At 49.0% G+C, this 21,791-nt stretch carries 27 protein-coding genes; 8 read left to right on the top strand and 19 right to left on the bottom strand.

What is annotated here, in order from left to right; all coding sequences use genetic code 11:
* Positions 1–15 precede the first annotated feature (15 nt).
* A complete protein-coding gene (locus tag NC980_RS08915) occupies positions 16–312 on the bottom strand; it encodes an RNA-binding protein (RefSeq protein ID WP_190375499.1) in 297 nt (98 codons plus the stop codon).
* A 517-nt stretch (positions 313–829) separates the two neighbouring features.
* Between NC980_RS08915 and pstS the strand changes: the two genes are divergently transcribed.
* The 4 genes from pstS to pstB all read left to right on the top strand — a co-directional run bounded on the left by pstS (position 830) and on the right by pstB (position 4,751).
* Positions 830–1,948 carry a phosphate ABC transporter substrate-binding protein PstS gene (pstS, locus tag NC980_RS08910; RefSeq protein WP_190375498.1) on the top strand — a complete coding sequence of 373 codons (1,119 nt, stop codon included), beginning with the start codon at positions 830–832 and terminating at the stop codon, positions 1,946–1,948.
* Positions 1,949–2,039: 91 nt separating this feature from the next.
* Positions 2,040–2,996, top strand: coding sequence for a phosphate ABC transporter permease subunit PstC (gene pstC / locus NC980_RS08905; protein ID WP_190375497.1), 957 nt, complete (start codon positions 2,040–2,042; stop codon positions 2,994–2,996).
* Between the two features lie 31 nt (positions 2,997–3,027).
* The gene (gene pstA, locus NC980_RS08900; RefSeq protein ID WP_190375496.1) at positions 3,028–3,903 is read left to right on the top strand and encodes a phosphate ABC transporter permease PstA; all 876 of its coding nucleotides are present in this window, start codon (positions 3,028–3,030) and stop codon (positions 3,901–3,903) included.
* Between the two features lie 41 nt (positions 3,904–3,944).
* Positions 3,945–4,751, top strand: coding sequence for a phosphate ABC transporter ATP-binding protein PstB (pstB, locus tag NC980_RS08895; RefSeq protein WP_190375495.1), 807 nt, complete (start codon positions 3,945–3,947; stop codon positions 4,749–4,751).
* 37 nt (positions 4,752–4,788) lie between these two features.
* Here the strand turns inward: pstB and NC980_RS08890 are convergent, their stop codons facing one another.
* Complete coding sequence (locus NC980_RS08890; protein WP_190375494.1) at positions 4,789–5,568, bottom strand: DUF2993 domain-containing protein; 780 nt, start codon at positions 5,566–5,568, stop codon at positions 4,789–4,791.
* A 424-nt stretch (positions 5,569–5,992) separates the two neighbouring features.
* Positions 5,993–6,577, bottom strand: a complete 585-nt coding sequence (locus tag NC980_RS08885; RefSeq protein ID WP_190375493.1) for an L-threonylcarbamoyladenylate synthase — start codon at positions 6,575–6,577, stop codon at positions 5,993–5,995.
* A 125-nt stretch (positions 6,578–6,702) separates the two neighbouring features.
* On the opposite strand from NC980_RS08885, the gene NC980_RS08880 reads away from it, so the two are divergent.
* Positions 6,703–7,911 carry a tyrosine-type recombinase/integrase gene (locus tag NC980_RS08880; protein WP_190375492.1) on the top strand — a complete coding sequence of 403 codons (1,209 nt, stop codon included), beginning with the start codon at positions 6,703–6,705 and terminating at the stop codon, positions 7,909–7,911.
* A 263-nt stretch (positions 7,912–8,174) separates the two neighbouring features.
* On the opposite strand, the gene NC980_RS08875 is transcribed toward NC980_RS08880, so the two are convergent.
* The 16 genes from NC980_RS08875 to NC980_RS08800 form a co-directional block, all read right to left on the bottom strand.
* On the bottom strand, positions 8,175–8,432 hold the full coding sequence (locus NC980_RS08875; protein ID WP_190375491.1) for a hypothetical protein: 258 nt from the start codon (positions 8,430–8,432) through the stop codon (positions 8,175–8,177).
* Positions 8,429–11,614, bottom strand: coding sequence for a hypothetical protein (locus NC980_RS08870; RefSeq protein ID WP_190375490.1), 3,186 nt, complete (start codon positions 11,612–11,614; stop codon positions 8,429–8,431). The genes NC980_RS08875 and NC980_RS08870 overlap by 4 nt, the downstream gene beginning before the upstream one ends.
* 166 nt (positions 11,615–11,780) lie before the next feature.
* Positions 11,781–12,236 carry a hypothetical protein gene (locus NC980_RS08865; RefSeq protein WP_190375489.1) on the bottom strand — a complete coding sequence of 152 codons (456 nt, stop codon included), beginning with the start codon at positions 12,234–12,236 and terminating at the stop codon, positions 11,781–11,783.
* Positions 12,237–12,276: 40 nt separating this feature from the next.
* Entirely contained in the window at positions 12,277–12,465 is a 189-nt protein-coding gene (locus NC980_RS08860) for a hypothetical protein (RefSeq protein WP_190375488.1), read from the bottom strand.
* Positions 12,466–12,629: 164 nt separating this feature from the next.
* A complete protein-coding gene (locus NC980_RS08855) occupies positions 12,630–12,869 on the bottom strand; it encodes a hypothetical protein (RefSeq protein ID WP_190375487.1) in 240 nt (79 codons plus the stop codon).
* 375 nt (positions 12,870–13,244) lie between these two features.
* The gene (locus tag NC980_RS08850; protein ID WP_190375486.1) at positions 13,245–13,796 is read right to left on the bottom strand and encodes a hypothetical protein; all 552 of its coding nucleotides are present in this window, start codon (positions 13,794–13,796) and stop codon (positions 13,245–13,247) included.
* 38 nt (positions 13,797–13,834) lie between these two features.
* Positions 13,835–14,086, bottom strand: a complete 252-nt coding sequence (locus tag NC980_RS08845; protein WP_190375485.1) for a hypothetical protein — start codon at positions 14,084–14,086, stop codon at positions 13,835–13,837.
* A complete protein-coding gene (locus NC980_RS08840) occupies positions 14,086–15,135 on the bottom strand; it encodes a hypothetical protein (protein WP_190375484.1) in 1,050 nt (349 codons plus the stop codon). Before NC980_RS08840 ends, NC980_RS08845 begins: the two co-directional genes overlap by 1 nt.
* A 333-nt stretch (positions 15,136–15,468) precedes the next feature.
* Positions 15,469–15,834 (bottom strand): hypothetical protein, encoded by a 366-nt coding sequence (locus tag NC980_RS08835; RefSeq protein WP_190375483.1) that lies wholly within the window; start codon positions 15,832–15,834, stop codon positions 15,469–15,471.
* A 19-nt stretch (positions 15,835–15,853) separates the two neighbouring features.
* The gene (locus NC980_RS08830; RefSeq protein ID WP_190375482.1) at positions 15,854–17,758 is read right to left on the bottom strand and encodes a hypothetical protein; all 1,905 of its coding nucleotides are present in this window, start codon (positions 17,756–17,758) and stop codon (positions 15,854–15,856) included.
* A gap of 54 nt (positions 17,759–17,812) precedes the next feature.
* The gene (locus NC980_RS08825; protein ID WP_190375481.1) at positions 17,813–18,661 is read right to left on the bottom strand and encodes a hypothetical protein; all 849 of its coding nucleotides are present in this window, start codon (positions 18,659–18,661) and stop codon (positions 17,813–17,815) included.
* Between the two features lie 5 nt (positions 18,662–18,666).
* Positions 18,667–19,026, bottom strand: coding sequence for a hypothetical protein (locus NC980_RS08820; protein WP_190375480.1), 360 nt, complete (start codon positions 19,024–19,026; stop codon positions 18,667–18,669).
* Positions 19,027–19,106: 80 nt separating this feature from the next.
* Positions 19,107–19,412, bottom strand: coding sequence for a hypothetical protein (locus tag NC980_RS08815; protein WP_190375479.1), 306 nt, complete (start codon positions 19,410–19,412; stop codon positions 19,107–19,109).
* A gap of 82 nt (positions 19,413–19,494) precedes the next feature.
* Complete coding sequence (locus NC980_RS08810; protein WP_190375478.1) at positions 19,495–19,695, bottom strand: hypothetical protein; 201 nt, start codon at positions 19,693–19,695, stop codon at positions 19,495–19,497.
* Between the two features lie 88 nt (positions 19,696–19,783).
* Positions 19,784–19,993, bottom strand: coding sequence for a hypothetical protein (locus NC980_RS08805; RefSeq protein ID WP_190375477.1), 210 nt, complete (start codon positions 19,991–19,993; stop codon positions 19,784–19,786).
* On the bottom strand, positions 19,986–20,279 hold the full coding sequence (locus tag NC980_RS08800; protein ID WP_190375476.1) for a hypothetical protein: 294 nt from the start codon (positions 20,277–20,279) through the stop codon (positions 19,986–19,988). The genes NC980_RS08805 and NC980_RS08800 overlap by 8 nt, the downstream gene beginning before the upstream one ends.
* A 715-nt stretch (positions 20,280–20,994) precedes the next feature.
* On the opposite strand from NC980_RS08800, the gene NC980_RS08795 reads away from it, so the two are divergent.
* The 3 genes from NC980_RS08795 (at position 20,995) to rd (ending at position 21,786) form a co-directional block, all read left to right on the top strand.
* Entirely contained in the window at positions 20,995–21,249 is a 255-nt protein-coding gene (locus NC980_RS08795) for a hypothetical protein (RefSeq protein WP_190375475.1), read from the top strand.
* Entirely contained in the window at positions 21,246–21,410 is a 165-nt protein-coding gene (locus NC980_RS08790; protein WP_190375474.1) for a hypothetical protein, read from the top strand. Before NC980_RS08795 ends, NC980_RS08790 begins: the two co-directional genes overlap by 4 nt.
* A 211-nt stretch (positions 21,411–21,621) precedes the next feature.
* Positions 21,622–21,786, top strand: coding sequence for a rubredoxin (gene rd / locus NC980_RS08785; RefSeq protein ID WP_190375473.1), 165 nt, complete (start codon positions 21,622–21,624; stop codon positions 21,784–21,786).
* Positions 21,787–21,791: the final 5 nt, after the last annotated feature.

The raw sequence follows: 21,791 nt of genomic DNA, 5'->3' as shown, positions 1-21,791 counted from the left end.
CGCCTTCATACTTCCTTAGTAATTGTTTTTGCTAAAGCTCTTGCCACCCCCGGCTGCGCCTGCCCGCGACTCTCGCGGCTTCGCTTTATTCACTTTAAGTTCTCGACCCAGCCATTCTGCACCATCTAGCTCAGCGATCGCCGCATCTTCTTGAGCATCTTCTGCCATCTCGACAAAAGCGAATCCCCGTTTTCTGCCCGTTTCTCGGTCTGTCGGAAGGCTCACTCGGCTGACTGTGCCGTACTCAGCAAACACTTCTTTGAGATCCTCTTCGGTTGCCTGGAAGGACAAGTTTCCAATATAAATAGTCACGTTACTCTCCAAACCATTCTTGTGAGGGGCGAACTCGGAGAAAGCCGATCGAGCAGAACATCAATGCAACCCAACAGCCGTCGCCGAACTCTTGTTTTGAGAGTATTATACTAAACTCATTCTGAATTGAGAAGCACAGTTACCGCCATTCGTCTACCTGTAAAAACAGGAATTTCTATCATTTGCCCTGTAAATTTCTATCGAAGCATCCGTGTAATTCGTGATGAAACGTTTTCAATGGTAAGAATTGAAAGATTTTTTCTCACAAAGTTGACAAACCGTTACAGAATGACGACCCTAGAAGATAGGAATCAGTGCTAGTGCGCTGTTCTAGAACAAACGAGTTTATGCAGGAACGAGTAGGATTCATTTTTTTTAAGATCTCTCGCTTCTGTCTGTAGCGCAGGCAACAATCAGCTAGGTGTTAGGAGAGAAAACTTCTTTTCTTAACCTTGCCTTAAGTCTGTAGGTGTACTCTGTGAGAATACCTACACACGTTGCCTTGCGTTTTATTTTTATGGCGTTTTTTCAACAAAGAATCCATTTGGGTCTGTCTTTCTCCTCGATTGCAGCCCTGATGATGGGCGTAGCAGCCTGTTCCCCTCAAACTACGACCACACCTCAGGGCGCTACGGGCAGCAGTCCCACTGCTCCAACTGCTTCGGCTCCCAATGCAGGAGCAGCAGTCTCGATCAACGGAGCGGGAGCGACGGCTCCGAGTCTGCTGTACCAACGCTGGTTCCAGGAATATAACAAGCAAAACCCAGGTGTCCAAATCAGCTATGACTCTGTGGGTAGCGGTGCAGGCGTGAAGCGGTTCATCGATCAAACCGTTGATTTTGGAGCCTCTGACGACCCGCTAAAAGACGAGGATCGAACAAAAGTTCCGGCAGAACGTGGCAAAGCGGTTCAGGTTCCCTCGACAGGGTTGTTTATCGTCATGGGATACAACGTGCCTGGGTTGGCGGATCTAAAGCTGTCGCGCGAAGCGCTCTGCGGCATTGTCGATGGCTCGATCAAATCTTGGGACGACCCGAAAATCAAAAAAGATAACCCGAATGCTCCCAGTCAGCCGCTGACCTTTGTTCACCGCTCCGATGGCAGTGGCACAACAGCAATTTTCACCTCGCACGTTGCCAAAGCCTGCCCGAATTGGAAAGCAGGTTCAGGTAAATCCGTGGAGTGGCCGACCGGAACTGGCGGTAAAGGCAATGAGGGTGTGACTGCCCAGATTCAGCAGACCCCAGGCGCGGTTGGATATATTGAGTATTCTTTTGCAAAGCAAAATAATGTAACGGCTGCAAGTTTGCAGAATAAATCGGGTGCATTCATTGCCCCGACTCCTGAGGCTGCGGCTAAAGCATTCTCCGGCGCGAGCGTTCCGGCTGACTTTGCGATGAAGGTTCCTGATCCAGAGGGCAAAGATGCCTACCCGATCGCCGGCTTGACTTACCTACTGCTATACGAAAATCCGAAAGACCCTGCTAAAGCAAAGGCGTTTAACGATTTCATCAGATGGGCTTACACAGACGGCAAAGCCTTTACTAATGAATTAGGGTTCATTCCTCTGCCGGAAGATGTGTCGACAAAGGCGGCTTCCGCATTAGATTCAATCAAGGTTGCGGCAACGAAGTAGTTGCGGTGATTGGCTAGAGAGAACAAATGGCTCTCTAGCCAGTGCACGATCGCATGGTATTGTTTTTATCACTTTCTGTAAAACGGTTTTTATGGCTGCGCCTGCGGAGCGATCATCGCGAATGTCTTGGAGACGTACACCTGCGTCTCGCTTGATCGATAACGGGTTTATTTGGTTGACGGCTGCGTTTGCGGTTGGCGTTGGGGTGTTGTTATTAGCGATCGCAGGTCGAGTCGGAACGGATGCGATCCCGGCAATTCAGAAATTTGGGTTTGCGTTTCTCGTTACGAGCCGATGGAGCGTCAATGATGAAGTGTTTGGCGCACTGACTCAGATTTATGGAACGCTGGTGACTTCGTTTTTGGCACTGTTACTGGCGGTGCCTGTTGGCATTGGAGTGGCGCTATTTTTGAGCGAGGACTTTTTACCGCCGCGTGTAAAGCAGCCGATCGTCTTTATGGTTGAACTTCTAGCAGCAATTCCGAGCGTGGTGTACGGATTGTGGGGCATTTTCGTGCTGATCCCGGTGCTACGCCCGTTTGGAATATGGTTGAATTCGACGCTGGGCTGGATTCCGATCTTCAGTACAGCTCCCGCAGGGCCTGGGATCTATGCAGCAGGGATCATTTTGGCAATCATGATTTTGCCGATTATTGCAGCGATTTCGCGGGATGCGCTGGTAGCGGTTCCGTCGGAATTGCGCCAAGCTGCTTATGGATTAGGTGCAACCCGATGGGAGACAATTTTTAGAGTATTGCTGCCTGCCGCGTTTTCTGGAATTGTCGGTGGCATTATGTTGGCACTCGGTCGGGCAATGGGTGAGACGATGGCAGTGACAATGGTAATTGGTAACGTCGATTCGATCCGATCGCTCTCGATTTTGTCTCAAGGTTCGACGGTGGCTTCGCTGTTAGCGAACCAATTTGCGGAAGCGAGTGGGCTGCAAGTGGCATCATTGATGTACGCCGCGCTGATTTTGTTTGCCTTAACGCTGGTTGTAAATGTGTTAGCGGAAATTGTCGTTCGCCGATTCAGCATGAAGCTTTAGGCGCTACGATCAAAGTGAGATAAGAACTTGTATGACTTCTCCAGAATTTGCGACATCAGGACGCAGCTTAAAACGATCGCCCGGTTCTGCCCGAACCCTGTTTTCTTCCGCCATGACCATTGTGGCGTTCTTGTGTGCAGGGTTGGCGCTGATTCCCCTAGCGGCGGTGATGATTTATGTGCTGATTAACGGCGCTTCTCGACTCACGCCTAGCGTCTTTTTGGAATTGCCCCCGGCTCCCGGACTGGCAGGTGGAGGATTCGGCAATGCGTTCTTGGGAACGTTGTTGACCGTTGGCATTGCCTCATTGATGGCGATTCCGTTTGGAATTATTGGGGCAATTTACTTGTCTGAGTTTGGACGAGACACGAAGTTAGCGGAGACCGTGAACTTCTTAACGAACGTCTTGAGCGGTGTGCCGTCGATCGTCATTGGGGCGTTTGCGTATGCGGTTGTGGTGCTGCGGACGGGGACATTCTCGGCGGTGGCAGGTGGGTTTGCGCTGGCGGTGTTGATGTTGCCGACGATCGTCAGAACGGCAACTGAAGCGCTCGAAGCTGTGCCGAATGAATTTCGTCAAGCGGCGATTGGACTAGGTTCAACTCGCCTGCAAACGACTTTGAAGATTGTTCTGCCGTCGGCGACTCCGGCGATCGTCACCGGAATTTTGCTAGCATTAGCACGAGCTGCGGGCGAAACGGCTCCTGTGCTGTTTACGGCTTCTTTCAACCGATTCTGGAATACAACCTTGTGGCAACCGACAGCAACGATGTCACGGTTAGTGTTTGACTTTGCTACGTCTCCGTTTAAAGCGCAACAAGAGCTTGCTTGGGCAGGCTCATTAGTCTTAGTTTTGTTGGTTTTAATCACAAGCATCTTGTCGCGCATGGTGATTAAACGTCGATAAGTCTTTTTACCGCTTCGATCCCTTATTCCTCTATTCACTTTATGACTTCTAAAGTTCAGGACGTTCGTCAAACCGAAAGCGTCTTTCGCACTGAAAACCTTAACATTTACTACGGCGACTTTTTGGCGGTGCGAGATGTGTCGATCGAGATCCCCAAAAACGCTGTCACCGCTTTTATTGGGCCTTCGGGCTGCGGTAAGAGTACGGTGATTCGCTGCTTCAATCGATTAAATGATTTGATCAATTCGTTCCGCACCGACGGCAAGATTTATTATCACAATCAAGATCTCTATGCGCCTGAGATTGATCCGGTCGAAGTGCGGCGGCAGATCGGCATGGTGTTCCAAAAGCCGAACCCATTTCCCAAGACCATTTATGACAATATTGCGTTTGGGCCTCGGTTGCTTGGGTTCAAGGGCGATATGGATGAGTTGGTGGAACGATCGCTCAAGCAAGCGGCACTCTGGGATGATGTGAAAGATAAGCTCAAGGCTTACGGAACTGACCTATCTGGAGGTCAGCAGCAGCGTTTATGTATTGCGCGAGCGATCGCGGTGCAGCCCGAAGTCATTTTGATGGACGAGCCTTGTTCGGCACTTGACCCGATTTCGACGCTGAAGGTTGAAGACCTGCTGCAACAATTAAAAGAGAAATATACGATCGTGATTGTGACGCACAATATGCAGCAAGCGTCTCGTGCATCAGATTACACCGCATTTTTCAACGTAGAAGCGAACTCGAAAGGACAAAGAACCGGATACATTGTGGAATACGAGCGCACGGAGCGAATTTTCCAAAATCCGCAAGAACAAGCGACTCAAGCTTATGTCAGCGGTCGTTTCGGCTAAATCACAGGTTTGGCAGGCTGAGAGGAGGGAGCAAGGTTTATCTTGCTTCTTTTTTTTGCTGGTTGCGAATCTGCACAAAGCTGGCAACCTCTAACCGAGAGGATTCGAGCTTCAGGTTGAGAATGCGGGCGGTAATGTTTGAGGCTTCGAGCTGGCGTAAATCGGTACGATCGCGAATTCGCGCTTCGATGGCGCGGGTCACAGGTTCGGGACTCGGTTGATTGTTTGCCCAGACTTTGAGATTGCTTAGTTGCAGCGATCGACCTGAAACGATTTGCGGTTCGGCTTCGGCGACGATTTTAAGCTTCGCGGGATCGCTTTGCTCTTGGAGTTCAATTTGAAACCGGATTCGGTTTTGTGGCAGTAGGGTCAGTTGGGGATTGAGAAAGTCGTAACGCTCGATCTGTCTTGCTTGCCGCCGCAGGAGCTGAAGTCCGAGATTGCGGAGCCGAGCGGTGACAAAGGGCGATCGTAAAGCGCGATTGATATCTGCTTGGGTGAGAACCACGCGAACGCCTGCTTGCAACGGTTTTGCAAGTTTATGGCTTCTGAGTTGTAGCGAGACCGGATCGGTTTCGACTTCTAACGTATCGATGCGGAGTTCCTGAATTGGGAAAAGTCCTCGTCCAGCAATGCGAACACGATCGGCGCGACCTTGAATAATTTGGTAACTCGGAGCATTATCGACTCGCACCTGAAGCTGTTCTGCGGCAACGAGTGGTTTGCGGATTTGAGATTCGGCGATGCGATCGACTACGATTCCGGTTGGGGAAAGGATGCCGAGTAAGCTTGAGAGCAAGATGGTGAAGAAGTCCATATCCGGATAACTCGCAATTCTTGATACTTAATTGATACTTGATGTGATTGATGCTGCTAATGGCTGCATCGAGTCTGCAAACCCCGTCGTTGAGTTTATAATCCGCGCGATTAGCCGTATCAAACTGTTCCGTCAAGAATTGTTGCCTCGAAGGAGCAGTGAGTATGTCAAGTTAACGTAAGTTCGACGAGTTTTCTCGCTGCGGCTTGAGCGACTGCTTGCCCCCTAAATCCCCCACGTGTGGGGGACTTCAAGCCCACTTCTTTCATTCAAAGTCCCCCATTCATGGGGGATTTAGGGGGCTGAAGCCGACTCAAATGCAGCGAGTTACAACTTGTGTGTACACGGTAGCATTCATAGGGGATTTAGGGGGCAACCCGGATTCAGCATCGAAGCGAATTCTGTCTGTCAAACTCATGTCAAGTTAAGCTTGCAGATCGATCGCACCTTGCCGCAGAATCTTCCATCCCTCGCCCGTCCATTTTGCCACCGTTGAAGGAGTACCCGAAGCCATTTCTTCAGACTGGGCATCTAACACTAACACCCCCGGAAACTCTGTTGCGATCGCGCTCATTGACAGTAATGCAGGCTGCCCGGATCGATTCGCGCTCGTCGTTGCCAATGCTCCAGTTTGTGCGAGAATTTGCCGTGCGATCGTATGATTCGGAACTCGAACGCCGATCGTGGTCGGATCGCTCGGATTCATCGCAGCAGGAACGAGATCGTTTGCCGGAAGCACTAACGTTAATGCACCGGGTAGGTATTTTTGTGCGATCGAATTCCAGATTTCTAATTCCCAATCGCTGCCTTTTACATAGTTCCAAAGTTCTTCGATTTCACTTGCTATCAAAATCAAAGGCTTATCAAGGCTGCGTTGTTTAGCGACATAGATTAGCTCGGCTCGATCGGGTCTTACGGCTAATGCAGGAACAGTGTCGGTCGGAAAACTTGCAAGATGTGTTCCAGCCCGAACTGAAGTTACTAATGTTTTGAATTCGACTTGTGGCATAGGTAATTCAAATTAAGGCTCTCAGTTTATCATTCTCAACGATTGCGAGAAAGTAAGTAAGCAAAATTCTTTTATTCAATATCCTTAAAAACGCTTCTGCGCCGGATGTTTCAGAGATTTAATCTATGTTTCTGCCTCCGATCCATTCTCAACGGGTAGCGTCTGGAAGCCTCAGAAGTCGTCGCCGTTCTTCTAAAATTGGTACGAAACTGGTACGGAGTTTTCAGGCGATGGGCACAAGGACACCTAAAGGAAATGTCGCGATCGAGGTCGTTGATAACCGCTACAGGCTGCGATGGTCGTATTTCGATGAAGTAGGACGGCAGAAACGATTCACAGTGTCCATTGGATCTGCAAATGGGATAAATCGTTCTGTAGCGGAAAGGCTTGCAAGGCAAATCGAGCTAGACATCGCTAGTGGGAATTTTGACTACTCTCTCAAGAAATACAAGCAAAGCTCAAGCCGACCCGAATCGATCTCGGCTGAAGTTTTGATCGATCAATATATTGCCGCTCATTTCAAGGAGGATCAGACAACCTCGTTAGACCGCTATCGTACTCTCCGTAATCATTTTGCTAAATTCCAACGCTCGATCACCGTAGAGGCTTGCACCGATAAAAAAGCAGTCTCGTTTGTGCGCTACCTTCAAGCCACCCAGAAGAACGAAACCGTGAATATGAACCTCACCCTACTACGTGCGATTTGGCGATGGGCAATCAAGAAAGGCGTCACTCATGCAAATCCCTGGCTTGATCTAAAAGTAGAGACGGAACACAGGCAGCGACCTAAGCCATTTTCTTCTGAAGAAATCGCAAAGATTTTAGAGGCGTTCAAAGGACATCATTATGAGAACTTTGTGCGATTCCTGTTTGGTGTGGGGTGTCGCATCGGTGAAGCCGCCGCCCTGGATTGGAGTGCCTTAAATGATGATTGCTCTGAGGTTTGGATCAAGCAGTCCTATAATCTGCGCTCACGCCAAATCAAAAACACTAAAACAGGCAAGGATCGATATGTTCCTATTCCTCCAAAGCTACAAGCCATGCTGCAAGCGATGAGAAAAAACGCTACCTCAGATGCCGTGTTTCTCTCCCACAAGGGCTTAAGAGTACGTAGGGATAGTTTTAGGCGTAGCTACTGGAAACCCGCACTAGAAAAACTTGGGATTGAGTATCGTAGCCCCTACAAGACTCGCCACACCCGCTGGAGCCATGAGTTAAGTAGCGGTAATCTGGATTTAGCCACCGCCGCCGAGTACGCAGGGAATACCCCTCGCACATTGAGCGATCGATATTATGGATCGACAAATAGGCCTCGATTGACCGACCTCGATTAGATCTTTCCTATAGGTTGGCACTTATTGTTGCAAAAACAGGGTAACTTAGGTAACTAGAGGCTGAAATGCTTGCTGCGTAAAAGCCTGAGCAGTTACCTTGGCACGGTAACGGGAAGGTAACTAACCCCCAGATGTCCCGGTAACTATCCCTCAAAACACACTCAAAACTTGCTCTGTACGGGCATTCCAGCCAGTTACCTAAGAAAAATCGGCAGTTACCCAGATTTTTTAGGTAACTGCCGATTTCAGTTTTTGCTTTTTCGCTAGGACGCTTTCTTTCGTCCAAAGATTTGCTGTCGCTTCAGGGAGATCGCTTGTTCGTGGGATTTCAAATCATTCTGGAATCGGATTGCGACATCCAGCATTTCAGCGTCAAACCTGCGTAGCTGACCTTTCCCGCCGTAATGGATACCTGGAAGAAGAAATCCATCTTTGATCCACCGCTCCAAAGTTGACTCAGAAACTTGAGTGCGATCTAGGGCTTGCGCTTTTGTTAGCCAAACGGTATCAGAGGCGTTCATGCTGCCACCTCTGAGTATGGTCTCATTGCATCTACGCTATATAAAATGAGGGGTTTGTCTGAGTCCACAAAAGCAACCTTCCAAAAGGGGTTCTCTCCCGGCACTTCAAGGACAGTCGCCGCTCTCAACTCAGTTCCGTCCATTACAAGAATCGCATCACCCTCTATTGGTTGCCATCCATCCGATAATGGTGCGTGTTCAACCTTGCCGGGATCTGCCGCTCTACCCTCGATGCTTGTCCAGTCGTCTGATTCCTGCACTTCTGGTACTGCTTCGGTCGGCTCCTCGGATCGCTCTGAGGGTAGCAGGCTTGCAGGAATCAAAGCACACTTCCGAGACTCCGTAGGTTTAGGTTTTGCGGGTGGTTCCCCTGCGTTTCTTTCGTGTGGTGATAGCTGATTCCATTGGGAGATCGCTTTTTGGTACTCCATCCATTCAGTTCTGCTTGCAACAAGCTTCTGATTTTGATTGATCTTACCGCCAGCAGCTTCGATGAGCGCTTGTAAGCCCTGTCTTGAGTAGTTGGGATTGTAGTGCTTTTCAACTTTCTCCCACGCAATCGACAAATAGACAGCAAGAAATCTCTTGCCTTCGCGAGTAACAACCTCTCTCATGCACCATTCGCCTACATGGTTTTCGGCTTGCAATTGATCTAGCTTCTCAAGAAAGTCCGTTAGCGAGTCCTTAGTAGAATCGTAAGTCGCCATCTGGGGAACGATGTATTTCACGCAGAACTCAAAAACATCAAACTCGTACTTTGCACACTTCAAAAATTCTTGCGTAAAGAAGATGTTAAGCGCTAGTGCTTCAACAATACGAGAATCGATATCCGGCATGTAGCCGTTCAGTCTTTTAACGATGCTTCTGAAAGCTTCGTGATCGTATTGGATCGCCGCAATCTTGTAGAATCCGCTAGACGCTTGCTCGATCGCCGCTTGCATTTCGTCCTCACTGGACTTGTCGATCTGCTCCTTTGGGAACTCCCACTTGATGAGCCGTGACTCTAGCGCTGCTGCATTCTCACCTACGGCAACATTTCCGGTAAACAAAACGCTGGTGTGTGGTGTTTGCGTGTTACCTCGTACCACTCGTGAAGCCCCGCCATAATTGTTCCAAAGAAAATCCTCGACACGCTCCCGTGTCTCTGGCTGTCTCTTCCCTGGTTTAATAGGGTCATCCACCAAGAAAGCCAAGCATCCTAGAGACTTGACGCGCTCGTACAATACCGATTCGGTGAACTTTGAAATCGTAAACTTGTGCATCCCGACCATTGAAACGGCGATCGTCGCTGCATAAGTCTTGCCTGAGTTTTTCTCTCCAAAGATCCAGGATTGGGGGAAGTACCCAAGGCGTGACATAACAGTATCTCTATGCGAGATCGCGCTCACTTTGCCACATTCCAAAAGCACGAATCCATGCGCTTTTTCACTAAACGTTTTTTTGCTTGCTAAAACAAGGCGGTTCAGCGCTTTTGGATCTGGAGATCCGATCTTAGGAGACGGAATCTTTTCCGTCTCACCCAGTAGTTGATTGAATACCCAAAGTGATTCCGCTTCGGTAGTGGGTGTCCCATCTGGTTTGAGTTGGCAGTCCTCAAACACCCACGTTCCGTCATGCTGCTTACCCACTCGTGGCGCAAGTCGGTAAGTCCTCCCTCCGTTCCGTCTGTAGACTGCCTCTCGGTTCTGAAGCAGTTCCTGTAGCTCGTCATGAGAAATTGTGCATGGCAGGATCGAGCCGTATTCACGCTGTAGCGCTGTTTTGAAATCTTTAACCGTATTGGTTTCAGAAGATCGGATAAAAACGCTCTTATGTACCAATTCCGATCCCTCGACTCGTAAAACCTTGAGGACAAATCCACCTTCAAGTCCTTCACCCTTGTCTGCTTTTAAGACTTTTTCAACCTCAAAGGCAAAGTCCGTTTTTGGTTGAAACTCTTCAAAGCTTGCCAGCAGCGTTTTAACGCCGTCCTTTTTACCCTCAAACACACCTAAAAACCTGATCGTCTTGTCGGTCTTAGCTCGTTCCTGTAGCTTGTCTACGCGCCATTCTTCAGACGCATCCACGTAGAATTTCTTCCAGTCTCCGATCTTGAAATCAACAGTCTCAAGGCACTTCCATTCGACTTGGCTGTATGTCTTCTCCGGTCGCACTTCTGCGGTTGCCTCGATCACTTCGTTGTAGCGGGTTTGAGCTTTGCGGGTCTCGTAGGATGGAAACTTAAAGCCGTGTTGTTTTGCGATATGGAAGACTGTTCCGAGCGTTGCTGTTACTCCAGAGCGACCTTTACTGATACTCTCGACTAACTTAGGAACATCCCAAGAACACCCACGAATTGAGGGCGACCACCCTTCACAAAGCTGGATTGCCGCGCTCTCTCCTAATCCGTGTACAAGCCCACACAAGACAGGAAAGCATTCCGGGTAGCGACCATCACCTACACTAAGCTTTGGATCGATAAACGTTAATGCCTCTCTAACGAGATCAAATTGATCTTTCTCCTCAAACTCTGGATAAGCCTTACGTGCTGCTTGAGCGCGATCGTAGGCTTCCTGCGCTTCTCGTTCTTGATCCGCTTGCCACTTCCGCGCCTGCTCTAGAAAGTCTCCAGGCAATCTTGCAGACTCGTTCAGGAGAAAAGCTTCTCGATCCTTGGCTCCAAAGAAGAATCGTGACGCATCTTTGCAAGCCTCGTCTCCAGCGCCGATCTTTTCAAACAAAAATTGAATGCAGAGTCGGATGTCCTGCCAATCAGTTAACGGTTGCTCAAATCGAAACACAAGCCGGAATTTGTTATGCTCTGGAGCCGAGCTAGTGGATTCGATCGCAAGTCCGCAGAATTGCCCAATAAACGGATGATCTAAAGCCTCCTCGATCGTCATCCCTGCGTCGATATCAACCCCTAAAATCTCTGCAAAATTGCAGTGAAATTGCACCCGCCGCGCTCCATCGTCAGTTAGTGCAGGCTTCCAAGGATGTCCTTTAGAGATATGGATCGCGAGATCCTGCAAACTCCCTTCTACTCTTCGGAATGCGCCCGGATAGCTCAATTTTTGCGGGTCGCACTTACCAATGATCTTGAAGTTTGCCTCGTAAGTAAAAGTGCTTACGGATTCTTGAAACGCCTTAATAGTAGCGGTTTCGGTGTTTGAGTTGACAGACAGATCTTTAGAAAGTACCATGGTTTTATACGGCTCTTGACCGCTCGGAAGGTGGATTGAGGCTGTGAAGAAATTGGAGGCGAGGGTCGTAAGCTCTCGCCTTTTTGCTGTCTACTGATTGAGGCAGCGATTCAGAAAGCTGACATTCTTAGCAGGTTCAACAAACTGTGACGCTCTCGGATCGGACTTAGAAAGCCATTTGAAAGCGATCACAGTTGAGACAGCGTAACTCAGCCGCGTGTTGTGCCTTACCCTTCAGAACTCGTAGGTTTTGACTCTTGCAGCTTGGGCACAGGTCAGGAGAGAGCTTCTGCTGTGTTGGCACGTGTTTGTTTAGCTTGAGCAGATCAGCAAGAGATCCCTGCTCCTGTCGCTGCTTGCGAGGAGTGGTAACGCACCAATATACGTGAAACAGAGGAGCGTGATCGGGTTTAGTCGGGTGATGGATGTCCAGGCCAAGGTCATCATCGCCAAAGGTTAAACCACCGTGGATATTGGCTAATCGTTCCATCTCTGGGAGCCAGTCAGGATGAACGCCCCACCAATCAAGGCAGAATCCGAGGGTTCCACCGCATCCTGTTCCTTCGCCGTGTCGCCAGGAACACATATCCCATTCGTTATCGAAAACATCAAATCGTGCCATAGTTAGACTCACAAAGTTTATTGAATCGCCCCGATTTTCTCTAGTTAGAGGTCGGGGTTTTTGCTTGGGTCAATCCGAGCGTTCTGCGCTCTAGGAACTCCTCAAGCGCCATTCCGATCAGTCGATTGCGGGGAATTCCCGCCTCTTGTGCGTATGCCGTCGCTTGCTCCAACAAGGGGCGCTTAAACCTAACGGCGGTTGGGGGGTATGCGTGTCTAAATCGATCCATCTGAGTGCCTCGCTTGCGGTTATACCGCTACAGTGTTCGGTCTGCAAAATCGGTCTTTTTTGGGGTCTTTTGGTATCGATGGATACCGTTTAGGGCCAACCCACTGGAAAATCGTAATAAATCTTTACAAAGTCTTATGATTCTCCAGTGGGATGCTTAGGGAGTTAAGCAATAACTTCGGCAATGGTGAATCGATTGCCTTTCAGTGTCAGCGTGGCAATGTCTCCAAGACCGTTTCTCAATGTCATCTGCTGCGTCTCGATATCCCAGTCCGAGCTAATTTCCGATGGTTGCGTGAAGAGGTATCCTTTGCGATCGCAGTATCGGGCATACGACTTAACAGCTTTCGGGTAAAACTCATCAAAATCGTGCATTTTTGCGTAGTCAAGTGTTCCGGTAATCATTCTTCAAATTCTCAATTAATTTACTGATAGAGCCTCAAGGTTTCGTTACAGTCAATCTCTTGTTTGCGATCGCTCTCATGAAGCTCGAAACCGATTCGTAACCTAAATCCGCAGCAAGTTCCTTGAGATTGTCCTTTTGCGGTTGTGTAACTTTGAAATCTAAACGGTGCGGGTACTTCATAGCTTTGCTGCAATCTGTCTGTATCTCTAAATTAATAGTGACATGGGCTTCTGGAAACTACAAGGAATTTCCAGCACCTGCTTACGGCAGCCCTAGTGTTTCGGCTTAGAGCGATAGCTATATGTGCCTAAATGTGGGGTGTACGACACGACAAAAGACCCCTAGAGAACGTTCTCTAGGGGTTGTAGCTTTGGCTAGTTAGAGATCTCTAAGTTCCTTTGCGCTCCGATAATAACCTCTAGCGGTTTAACTATCTCTTCCTGGTACTGTGCGAAGCTAAACGTCCCGATCTCTGCTGCAATCTCATCGGAGGAAATGATATCTTTCTCTTGCAGTAGCGACGCAATTCTCTCGATCTGACTCCAGAAACGATCGATAATTGTCTTCACATAATCAGACAGTTCACCAGCAATGTAATCCGCATCCTCACCAAACCATTGAGTAGAGATACGATCGATCCACTCGTAGTCACCCACCCCACTGGTATAGATGAGATCGTAGGGGTCTTCTTCGTTCAAGTGCCGACCCTCAGCGAGAACGCCACCCCACGCGCCTACGATCGACAGTGCGGCGGAAGTTCTATTTCCGACAAACTTGTTGTGCGTCACCTCTCCCGCTTTCTGTGAATTACTGCTGTAGATCGAAATCTCAAAATTGCTGCTATCAAGCCAATCAAAGATCGCGTGTCCCGCCTCGTGAATGGCTGTTACGCCTCGATCTTTAGTGCCGTTAGACGACGGTCTCATGTGAAATGCTCCTTATGCGTCCTAGAGGGCGATTTGCGTTAGTCCCACTCGTCGATCGATGGTGCTGCTTTCTGCTCCAGCTCCGGTTGCTTAGGCATCGGATCTATAGTTCCAGTCGCATCTCTAAGAGGTGTTTGATCCGCCCTAAGAGCTTCCCGGACAAGTGCCCCTAATGCGGCTGTAATAGTGCCAGTAAGATCATCCTTTAGCTCTGGGCGGACTTGCCACACTTGATCGAGTAAACCTTCAATGCGCTCTGTTTTACGGATTCTCAGGATAGGACTCGCCATTACGCCGCGCCTCCCATCGTTAGAAGTTGGTGCATCGTCTCGACTGTTTGAATATCGGGATCCGTCGGCAAGTCTAAGCAGTGTTTGTCTAGCCACTTGGAGAGCGGAGCTTCTGGGATGACTAACTTAAGCAGGCTTGCTCCTCCACCCACTAACGCAATCTTGCCTTGGAACTTCTCCCCGGTCGATCTCGTTAGTTCGTTCTGCATTTGATGAGACGCTTGCTCAATGCGCTGCTTAAGCTCTCCAAGGTGCGGCTTGATATATCCCGCCAACTTAATGCCTCGTAGTTCTACAACGCCTTCTGATAGCTTCTGAGTGAGCTTTTCCGCAGATGGTGGTGCGGTTGCTCCTGACTTGCGAACGGCTAGTAGAAAGTTCTCATCATTCAGTAAGTCACGAATCACTAAAGAAAGTCCGCCTTCGTCGCCTCCGACTAATGGCATTTGGATAATCTTCTTGCCTGATCGGTAGGATGCCAATAGAGTGCCGTAGCCCGAATCGATTAGCCCGTTGTATTGTGGGCAAACTTCCAGCAGGACAGCGCCTTCAAATCTCGACTCGACAGAAAGGATCTCGGCTTGGAAGCTTTGCCCGTTAAAACTAAAACCATTCTCTAGCCGCTTTAGCTCCGCTAGTAAATCTCGGTCTAAAAGTTGTCCAGCAAAGGGGGAAGAAACGATCGCCTTTACTCGGATGTTTTTGCTGATGTTTGTTTGTTGCGCCGCCAGTCCGATTGCATGAGCTACGACCGGAGCCAAGTTCCGAACCTTGTCGTTAGTCGTTAGCGGCGTTTCAACCGTCCCTCCTGAAAGCTGGCTTAAGGCATCCGCACCTGAGTAGTATCGTTTGCCGCCAACGTCGATCGCTCCCTCGGAAGTTCCAGCATCACGAATCAAGCTAGGAATCTTGAAAGCTGGCAAAGGATACCCATTGATCGAGATGGCGATTTTGCTTGAGGAATTACCGCGATCGACGGCGATCAAAATCGATGTGGCGAGATCCGGCTCGTTAACTTTGAGTGGGTTCTGGTCGGTTTCTAAAAGCATTGCGAAATCCTCCTGATTCATTACTTAGCAATATTCTAGCACAGCGTAGGCACAGCGTAGACAAAATGTAGTCATCTTGTGTTTTATGCCTATTTCCTCGTTTTAGCCCTACCTATACCCGCTTACCTGTGGTATTTTCTAACCCCAACCATTGAAAAATAGCGGTATTTCGTAACATCAATTAAGGGCATTTGTAGAGCGATAAAAGTTCTCAGTCGGCTTAGTCTGGTGTTTTAGTCTAGTCCTTAATCGCGCCCTTAGTCCCTTTAGTCACGGTGAACTAAGCGTATTTTGCTATCTCGGACTAAGCGACTAAGGACTAAAACCGAGAGATTAAACATTACCTGAAAGCTCTAACATCCGACTAAACATTTGCATCTCACTCTCGCAGCTCTCGACATATTCGCAAATTACAAACGGCGTATCCTTGCGCCCTCTGCTACGGTATCGGGCTGGAAACTGCACGACTTCCCCTTTTACCCGCCAGAGATGACCTTCGTAGGGAAGGATCTCACCCTTAGACGGTCGGAAGTTGAAACCGATCAAGTATTGCCCCCGCACTTTTACCAGATCGATCGCGGGAATATTTTCAGCCGCGTCATCTGGTAAATAGAACGCGCACAAAACCCATGAGCGAGGTTGCTTAACTGTGGCGTGATTTTCGATCCGTGTTGCCGCGATCGCTTCTGAGCATTCCATTTGCAAAAGTCCTTAAGGGTTAGAAGTCGTATTCATCGGTATCGGGTTGTGCGATTGCAGCCGAATATTTCCCGGACTCCTCAATCACAAATCCTTTGCTCTGAAGAGCCTTTAACAGTCGCTCTATCGTCTCGTTGTCCAAGCTTGCGTCAGTTCTCAACCGCTTAACATTTCGGATCTGAGCGGCTGAGTTACCCTCTCCCGGTCGTTTCCGCATCCAGTCCAGTACAAAGGATGCAACCTCTAGCGACTTCGGCTTCCAACTTGGGAATGCAGCCTTAAGCTCTCCCTGAGATGAGGAAACCTCGATCGCGCTCTCGTTCACCTCATGTTGAGCGCTTGGTAGCTCTAACAGACGATTGAGTTGATCAACCGTTGTGACTTGAGCTTGTGTCTGTTGGAATGGGTTAAGGTCTTTAGCTTGCGTTAGCGGTTGCGCGATCGCACCTTTGCGAGTGTCTAGCTCAGGGAAGAAAGTCAGCAGCGATCGCACTGGGCATGGGCTATCGTGCCAAGCGGGGTTAATGTCAGACTTTAGCCAGCTAGGAATGGTGAACTTATCCCCAGTTTCTTTGTAATGTCCTGCTACCTCAGCAAGTAGCTCGTAAGTTCCAGAGGGTTGATAAGTTCCGTCGCTTAGTTCCGTTCGTTCAGTCCAGAACATTTTTACTTCAGACTTGAACGTTTCAGCTTCGCCGCCCGGAATCCCATTGGCTGATGCGGTTTTGTGGTGAACGATAAAGCGCACTCTACCGCCCTGCTTAGCGAATCCCGTTAGAGCCATGCCCCAGAACTGATCCTTGACTTTATCGGACATCTCCTTAGCGGTTGAACTGAATTCATCTAGAATCCAAGTCTCGCCCTTGAGCGCTCCCATCGAACCGCTATTAATACGATCGCTTAAGTTCATCAGCGCTGCTACCGCGTTATCTGTGGAGCCGCTTGCGTACCCATCGAAAGCAATCGGATAGAGGTCGCTGTCTCGCGTAACGTAGTAAACCTTCTGACCTTTTGCTTTCTCAAAGATTGCCAGCAACAGGATTAGAGTCGTCTTTCCTGAACGTTGCAACCCACCAGCCGCTAATGTTGGACGACCTACGAGATTCCGCAAGTCGCACCCATATTCAGCAAGCACTGACATCACATAATCAGCACGTTCACCCAAGGGGAGCGCTAACGTTTGCTCTAAAGTGAGGTGCTTAGCGGTTGCAGGTTGCGAGGGGACATCTACCGCGACTGATCGAGTATTGCCTCCGATGATGGCTTTTGGTTGCTCGGTAGGTTGCGATTGATCTCCAGTTGGGGGAATAGCAGCCCTACGCTCTATGGTTGGGATTTCTACGCCTAGTTCTCTAGCCTCTGTCTCAAGGATTGACGCGCCATCCTGAATAAAAGTTTGATAGCTGACATCTCCCCCAACCTTACGCAAGCCTCGGATCGTCTGATTCAATAGCGCTTCAATCGTTGGTTCCCATTGCTTCATCGGTACTTTGCTTAGGAGGTGGGTTAATCCCTCGCCTTGGGTCAGGATCAGCAAATAGAGAAGACGATCGCGCTTAGGCAGATATGCGGCAAACTCTAGATCGGTAGATTCTGCCGCGCCTGATTGGGTAAGCACCTTTGCAAAACCTGTTAAATCGATATTGCAAAATGGCAGTAATCGCACTTGATCCGTAGTTGCTGACTCCCCGATCAGCCCCGTTAAATATGTGGCGGCTCCGATCATCGCAGCAGGGATGCCCAAAGCAGGAACACCGAAGCAAGCGATAACACCTAGAACGGCTGATCCTAACCCTGTGGTTTTGGAGGTGTTGAACGCAAGCTTATTACTAGCAGCTTGGTTGTGTAGCGCGTCCAAGGTGGATTGTAGGATGTCTTGAATCTGGTCTAGGGTAGGCTGATCAGCTTGGGTAGATAGGCTCATGGGAACACTCCGAAGTAATAAAAATGCCCCTTGGATTTCCAAAGGGCTTAAACGTTATTCGTCGGCTTCGTGCCGATCTTCCATTGACTCTCCTAGCGACCAGAAGATCTCAGCACCAAATACCGAAAGGAAGCCGTAGATCGAAGTTGTTACAACTGAAACGCCTGGCGCGGATGTCGCAAAGAACATTGCTCCTTCTGCAAGGTACACAACGAAGATTACAACGCCGTTAAAGAGGATCGCGCCGTTGCCATGCGTCTTAACTTGAACCTCTCGCAGCTTGGTTTCTAGTCGTTGCGCCTCTGCTTTCTTCTCTGCATAAGTCAGAGATTGCGCGATTTGCTCATCAGTTTGGATTGCGTTCTTAAGCTGGCGTTGCCTAACCTCTAACTTGACCCGTCGAAGGAACATCGCCTCGATCGCGTTGATTCCAGCCGCAATCAGAATTGCGATATAGAAGTCGCCATCGAACCAAACAATAAAATCAGGCTCACCAAAAGGTTTCCATTGAAGCTTAGAGCCATCGGGATTCCGAACGCCTACCGCATTCGGAAGGGTTGCTAAAGTCCCTGCTACCGCATTCCCAGCAGCACCTAAAGGCAATACTCGTTCAATTCTCGCACCGTCATTAATCAGAGGCTTGGGGATGAACCGAGCGGACTCTTTACCATTCAACATTTGGTAGGCGTTCTCTGCCGTCAAACCGCAAAGCAGAACAGCAAAGCCTTTCATTAAATACTGTCCGCCGCCGTCAGAATTGGGATTCGTTAGCCACTTAAATCCGTTGGATGCCCAATTGATCGGCTTAAACAGGGCATGACCTAAACCTGATTTACGCTTAGGCTTAAAGGTTTTGCTGCCGACTTCTTCGTACTCGATCGTTTTCGTTGCGCTAGTTTTCATTGGAGTTACCTTGCGATTTGTATACAGTCTTTCTTGATGTTGCAAACTTGCTTACCGTCGAATGAGCCGATCACGTTGTTGTGTTTGTCTAGCAGGGTTAACGGCTCCCCTTCGACCATCGAGTTGATTAGCACTTGAGCATTCCTGGATGCCAAGTCGATCACGTTTTGCTGAGTCCCGTTCAGGATGATGAAGTTGCGAACGGGTTGCCCTATTCCTGCTTTCTGATAGGTCTTAGCAATTTCACCCTTTGCCTCAATCTGGCGGGTTTGATTGCGTGTGGTTTGATCTATCTGCCCGTCTTTGATGGCTTGAAGCTGTGTCTGTTGACCGACGATCGACATTCCCGTAACGAAGGCAGTCACAGAAAACAGCCCCGCTATGACCGAACCGCACCAAAGGAACGTTCTAAAAGTTGTTCCATCGGAACTTGAAAGGCGTTTAATCATGCTTGATTAACCTCATGTCGCAACCGCTCAAGGATTGCTGCCATTAAACTCAAGGCATCACCTGGATCGATTTCCTCAATGATTGATACTGCCCTAGCGAGGTTGGGGGACATCGGGATCTCATTCCAATGGGCTGTATCAGGGATCGTCAGGTTATTACTGTCATCTGCCAGCCAGAGCGAGAGGGTTGCAATCAGCGCCAATTTATCGTTAGCGGCGAGCCTTTCGAGTGAGTCTCCGAAGGCGTGGATTAGATGATGGGACTCTGCGCAATTCGTGTAGTAACCAACGGCTTTAGGCATAATTAAAAAATCCTCAAATGATTTGCGTTGTTTGTTGGGTGAGCCGTCCGTTAGTTGGTAGCTGGGGACGGCTTCAAATTGCCTATCGTTTAGCGTCAAAGTTAGTGATCATCGGGCGATCGTTGGGCGCTTCCCGATAGACCTTAGACCCCGGTGCGGTTTGAGTGAAGACTGTCCCCGGCTTAATCGTGGGTTTTGCGCTTTGGGAACAGGCAGATAATGTCGCGGCAAGTAAAAAGACTGCCAGCATTGAAATTGAGAGTCGGTCAATAATACGCGCCATCTTAGGAGTAATCCTCATGTTGATAGTGGGTGATCGCCTACCGGAGCCGTGGAAAGTTTCCGGTAGGCATTAGAATTTTGCTTGTGTATTAAGCCTCTGGTGCTTGTCGATAGCTTTCGTTTCTCCGTTGCTCGATCTCGGTAGGTTCTATGAGATCCATCTCAGACATCCGATGGAAACTCGCGAACCATCGGAGCCGCGCTTTGTCGCCTTTGACTTCCTGGATCTGACCTCTAGCAAATGCCGATAGATGCCCTGGACACTCGCGCCAGCAAACAAAATCGCCAACCTTAAACACTGACAAGTCCCTCCGATTGAGTGAATAGTGCTGATTCTGCTTGCCGTTTCCAGCCCGATACGGCAGCACTGATCAATAGCTTTCGAGCGTTGCTATCGCCTCGCTTAACCATCTCAAGCAGTTGTCCGAATCGCGCACCTGAGTAGTTGACGTAAAGACTTAGGGAATCTTGAAACAGCTTGGAGTTGACTCCCCGCTTGCGTGGTGCTGGTCGCTCCCCAAGGACGATCGCGAGATAGTTAGCGAAAATCTCATCCATTCCGTTTGTATTAATCTGCGTGGTCATTGCTTGAGTTCCTTTGAGTGATTGGGCTTCATCGTCAATCTGAGTATTTGGGGGAGACTAGAACGGCAACAAATCGGCAAAGTGGCAAGGCTTCCGATCTGGCTTGACGTGGCAGTTATCCCAATCAGCACGCGCCCTCAGTTTGCAAAGTCCTTTGTCATACTCTCTGCACTGGGAACAGGTCGCAGTCGTTTGTACTATCATTGTGAAAACCTCTCTGTCATACGATGGGGTTGAGCCGTTCCCGTGGTTTGGTCGCTAGGGGAGCGGCTTTTGCTTTTCTGGAGAATCCAGAGGATCGGCTTCTGATAGTCAAAAGCTCGATCTCTGAAGTCTTTGTGTAGTGCCCTTCTGGAGTCCCCCTGTCGGTCTCCTTCCCAGATAGCGGCGTATTTACTTGGCTTGGTTCTGTGTTTGCCCTTAAGGGCTTCCGGTGTCTCTGGCAGCTTCATCAGCGCCCCCTGTGTCCGGGTTGTCTCAGGGTTGTTTCTCCCCTCGCATATTTCAATAGTACACCATTGTTTCTATTTTGGTATTACTTTTGAATTTAATTTTGTTATGTCTATCGTGTTAGAGAACCAGAACTAAATCCCCTATTAGCATCAAGTACGGAGATTTAGCTTGATTTCTAGGCGATAGTCTGTTCTTATCTTTTGGTATACTATTGAAAAAACAGAGTAGGATTAAACCATAGTTATTGATTGGAGATACAAAAATGGTCGCGAGTCCGGTTCTAATGCCACCCCGAAAAGCAAAGACATTTAAATTAGATGAGGAATTGATCGAAGCCCTGGAGCGTCTATCGGAAGGGTCTAATGAAAGCCTTGGGGCATATGTTGAGCGGATTCTGTGGCGGTACTGTCAGGGTGTAGGGGCTATCCCTCCAGATAAAGAGCCACCCAAAGACCCAAGGGGTGGTAGACGTGAGGGTGCGGGAAGAAAGCCCAAGTCGCAAGAGGACGAAGCATGAGTAAGAACCTAAGCACTGCCCAAAGTTTTATCGTTGATCTTGCGATCGCTTCCCAAGCTTTTCTGAAGGAATGCGCCCAAGCCAACCGATGCGCGATCGATGAGTTGGATGAAGAGATGATCCGAGAGTACGCAGCAACGCAGGTGAAAAGAAAAAAGTAGGGTTTTTTACCGCTACGGGTAAAAAAGCAAATCCCCTGAGAAGCATAAGCACTTATCGGGGGATTAATTTGTGGAACAGACAGGAGGCTTGTAAGTTATTCTTTGCAGGATAACCAGGCTTAGGGCGGGGCTTTCCTCCTTCTCAAGGTGGTGTGTTAGCAGGCACGATCCCGGTACAAGTAAAGGCTCTAGATCTTTAGGAGAGCAGCTTATGAAGAAATACATTTGTAGCGTCTGTGGCTACACTTACGACCCCACTGTAGGAGATCCGGATAGTGACATTGCACCGGGTACGGCTTTTGAGGATATTGCTGAGGATTGGGTCTGCCCGGTTTGTGGTGCGGCAAAAGAGGATTTTGAGTTGGAGGAGGGCTAGATAGA

The organism is Leptolyngbya sp. AS-A5 (assembly GCF_039962495.1).
GTDB lineage: Bacteria > Cyanobacteriota > Cyanobacteriia > Leptolyngbyales > Leptolyngbyaceae > Leptolyngbya.
This window is presented reverse-complemented; position numbering and strand designations above follow the sequence as displayed.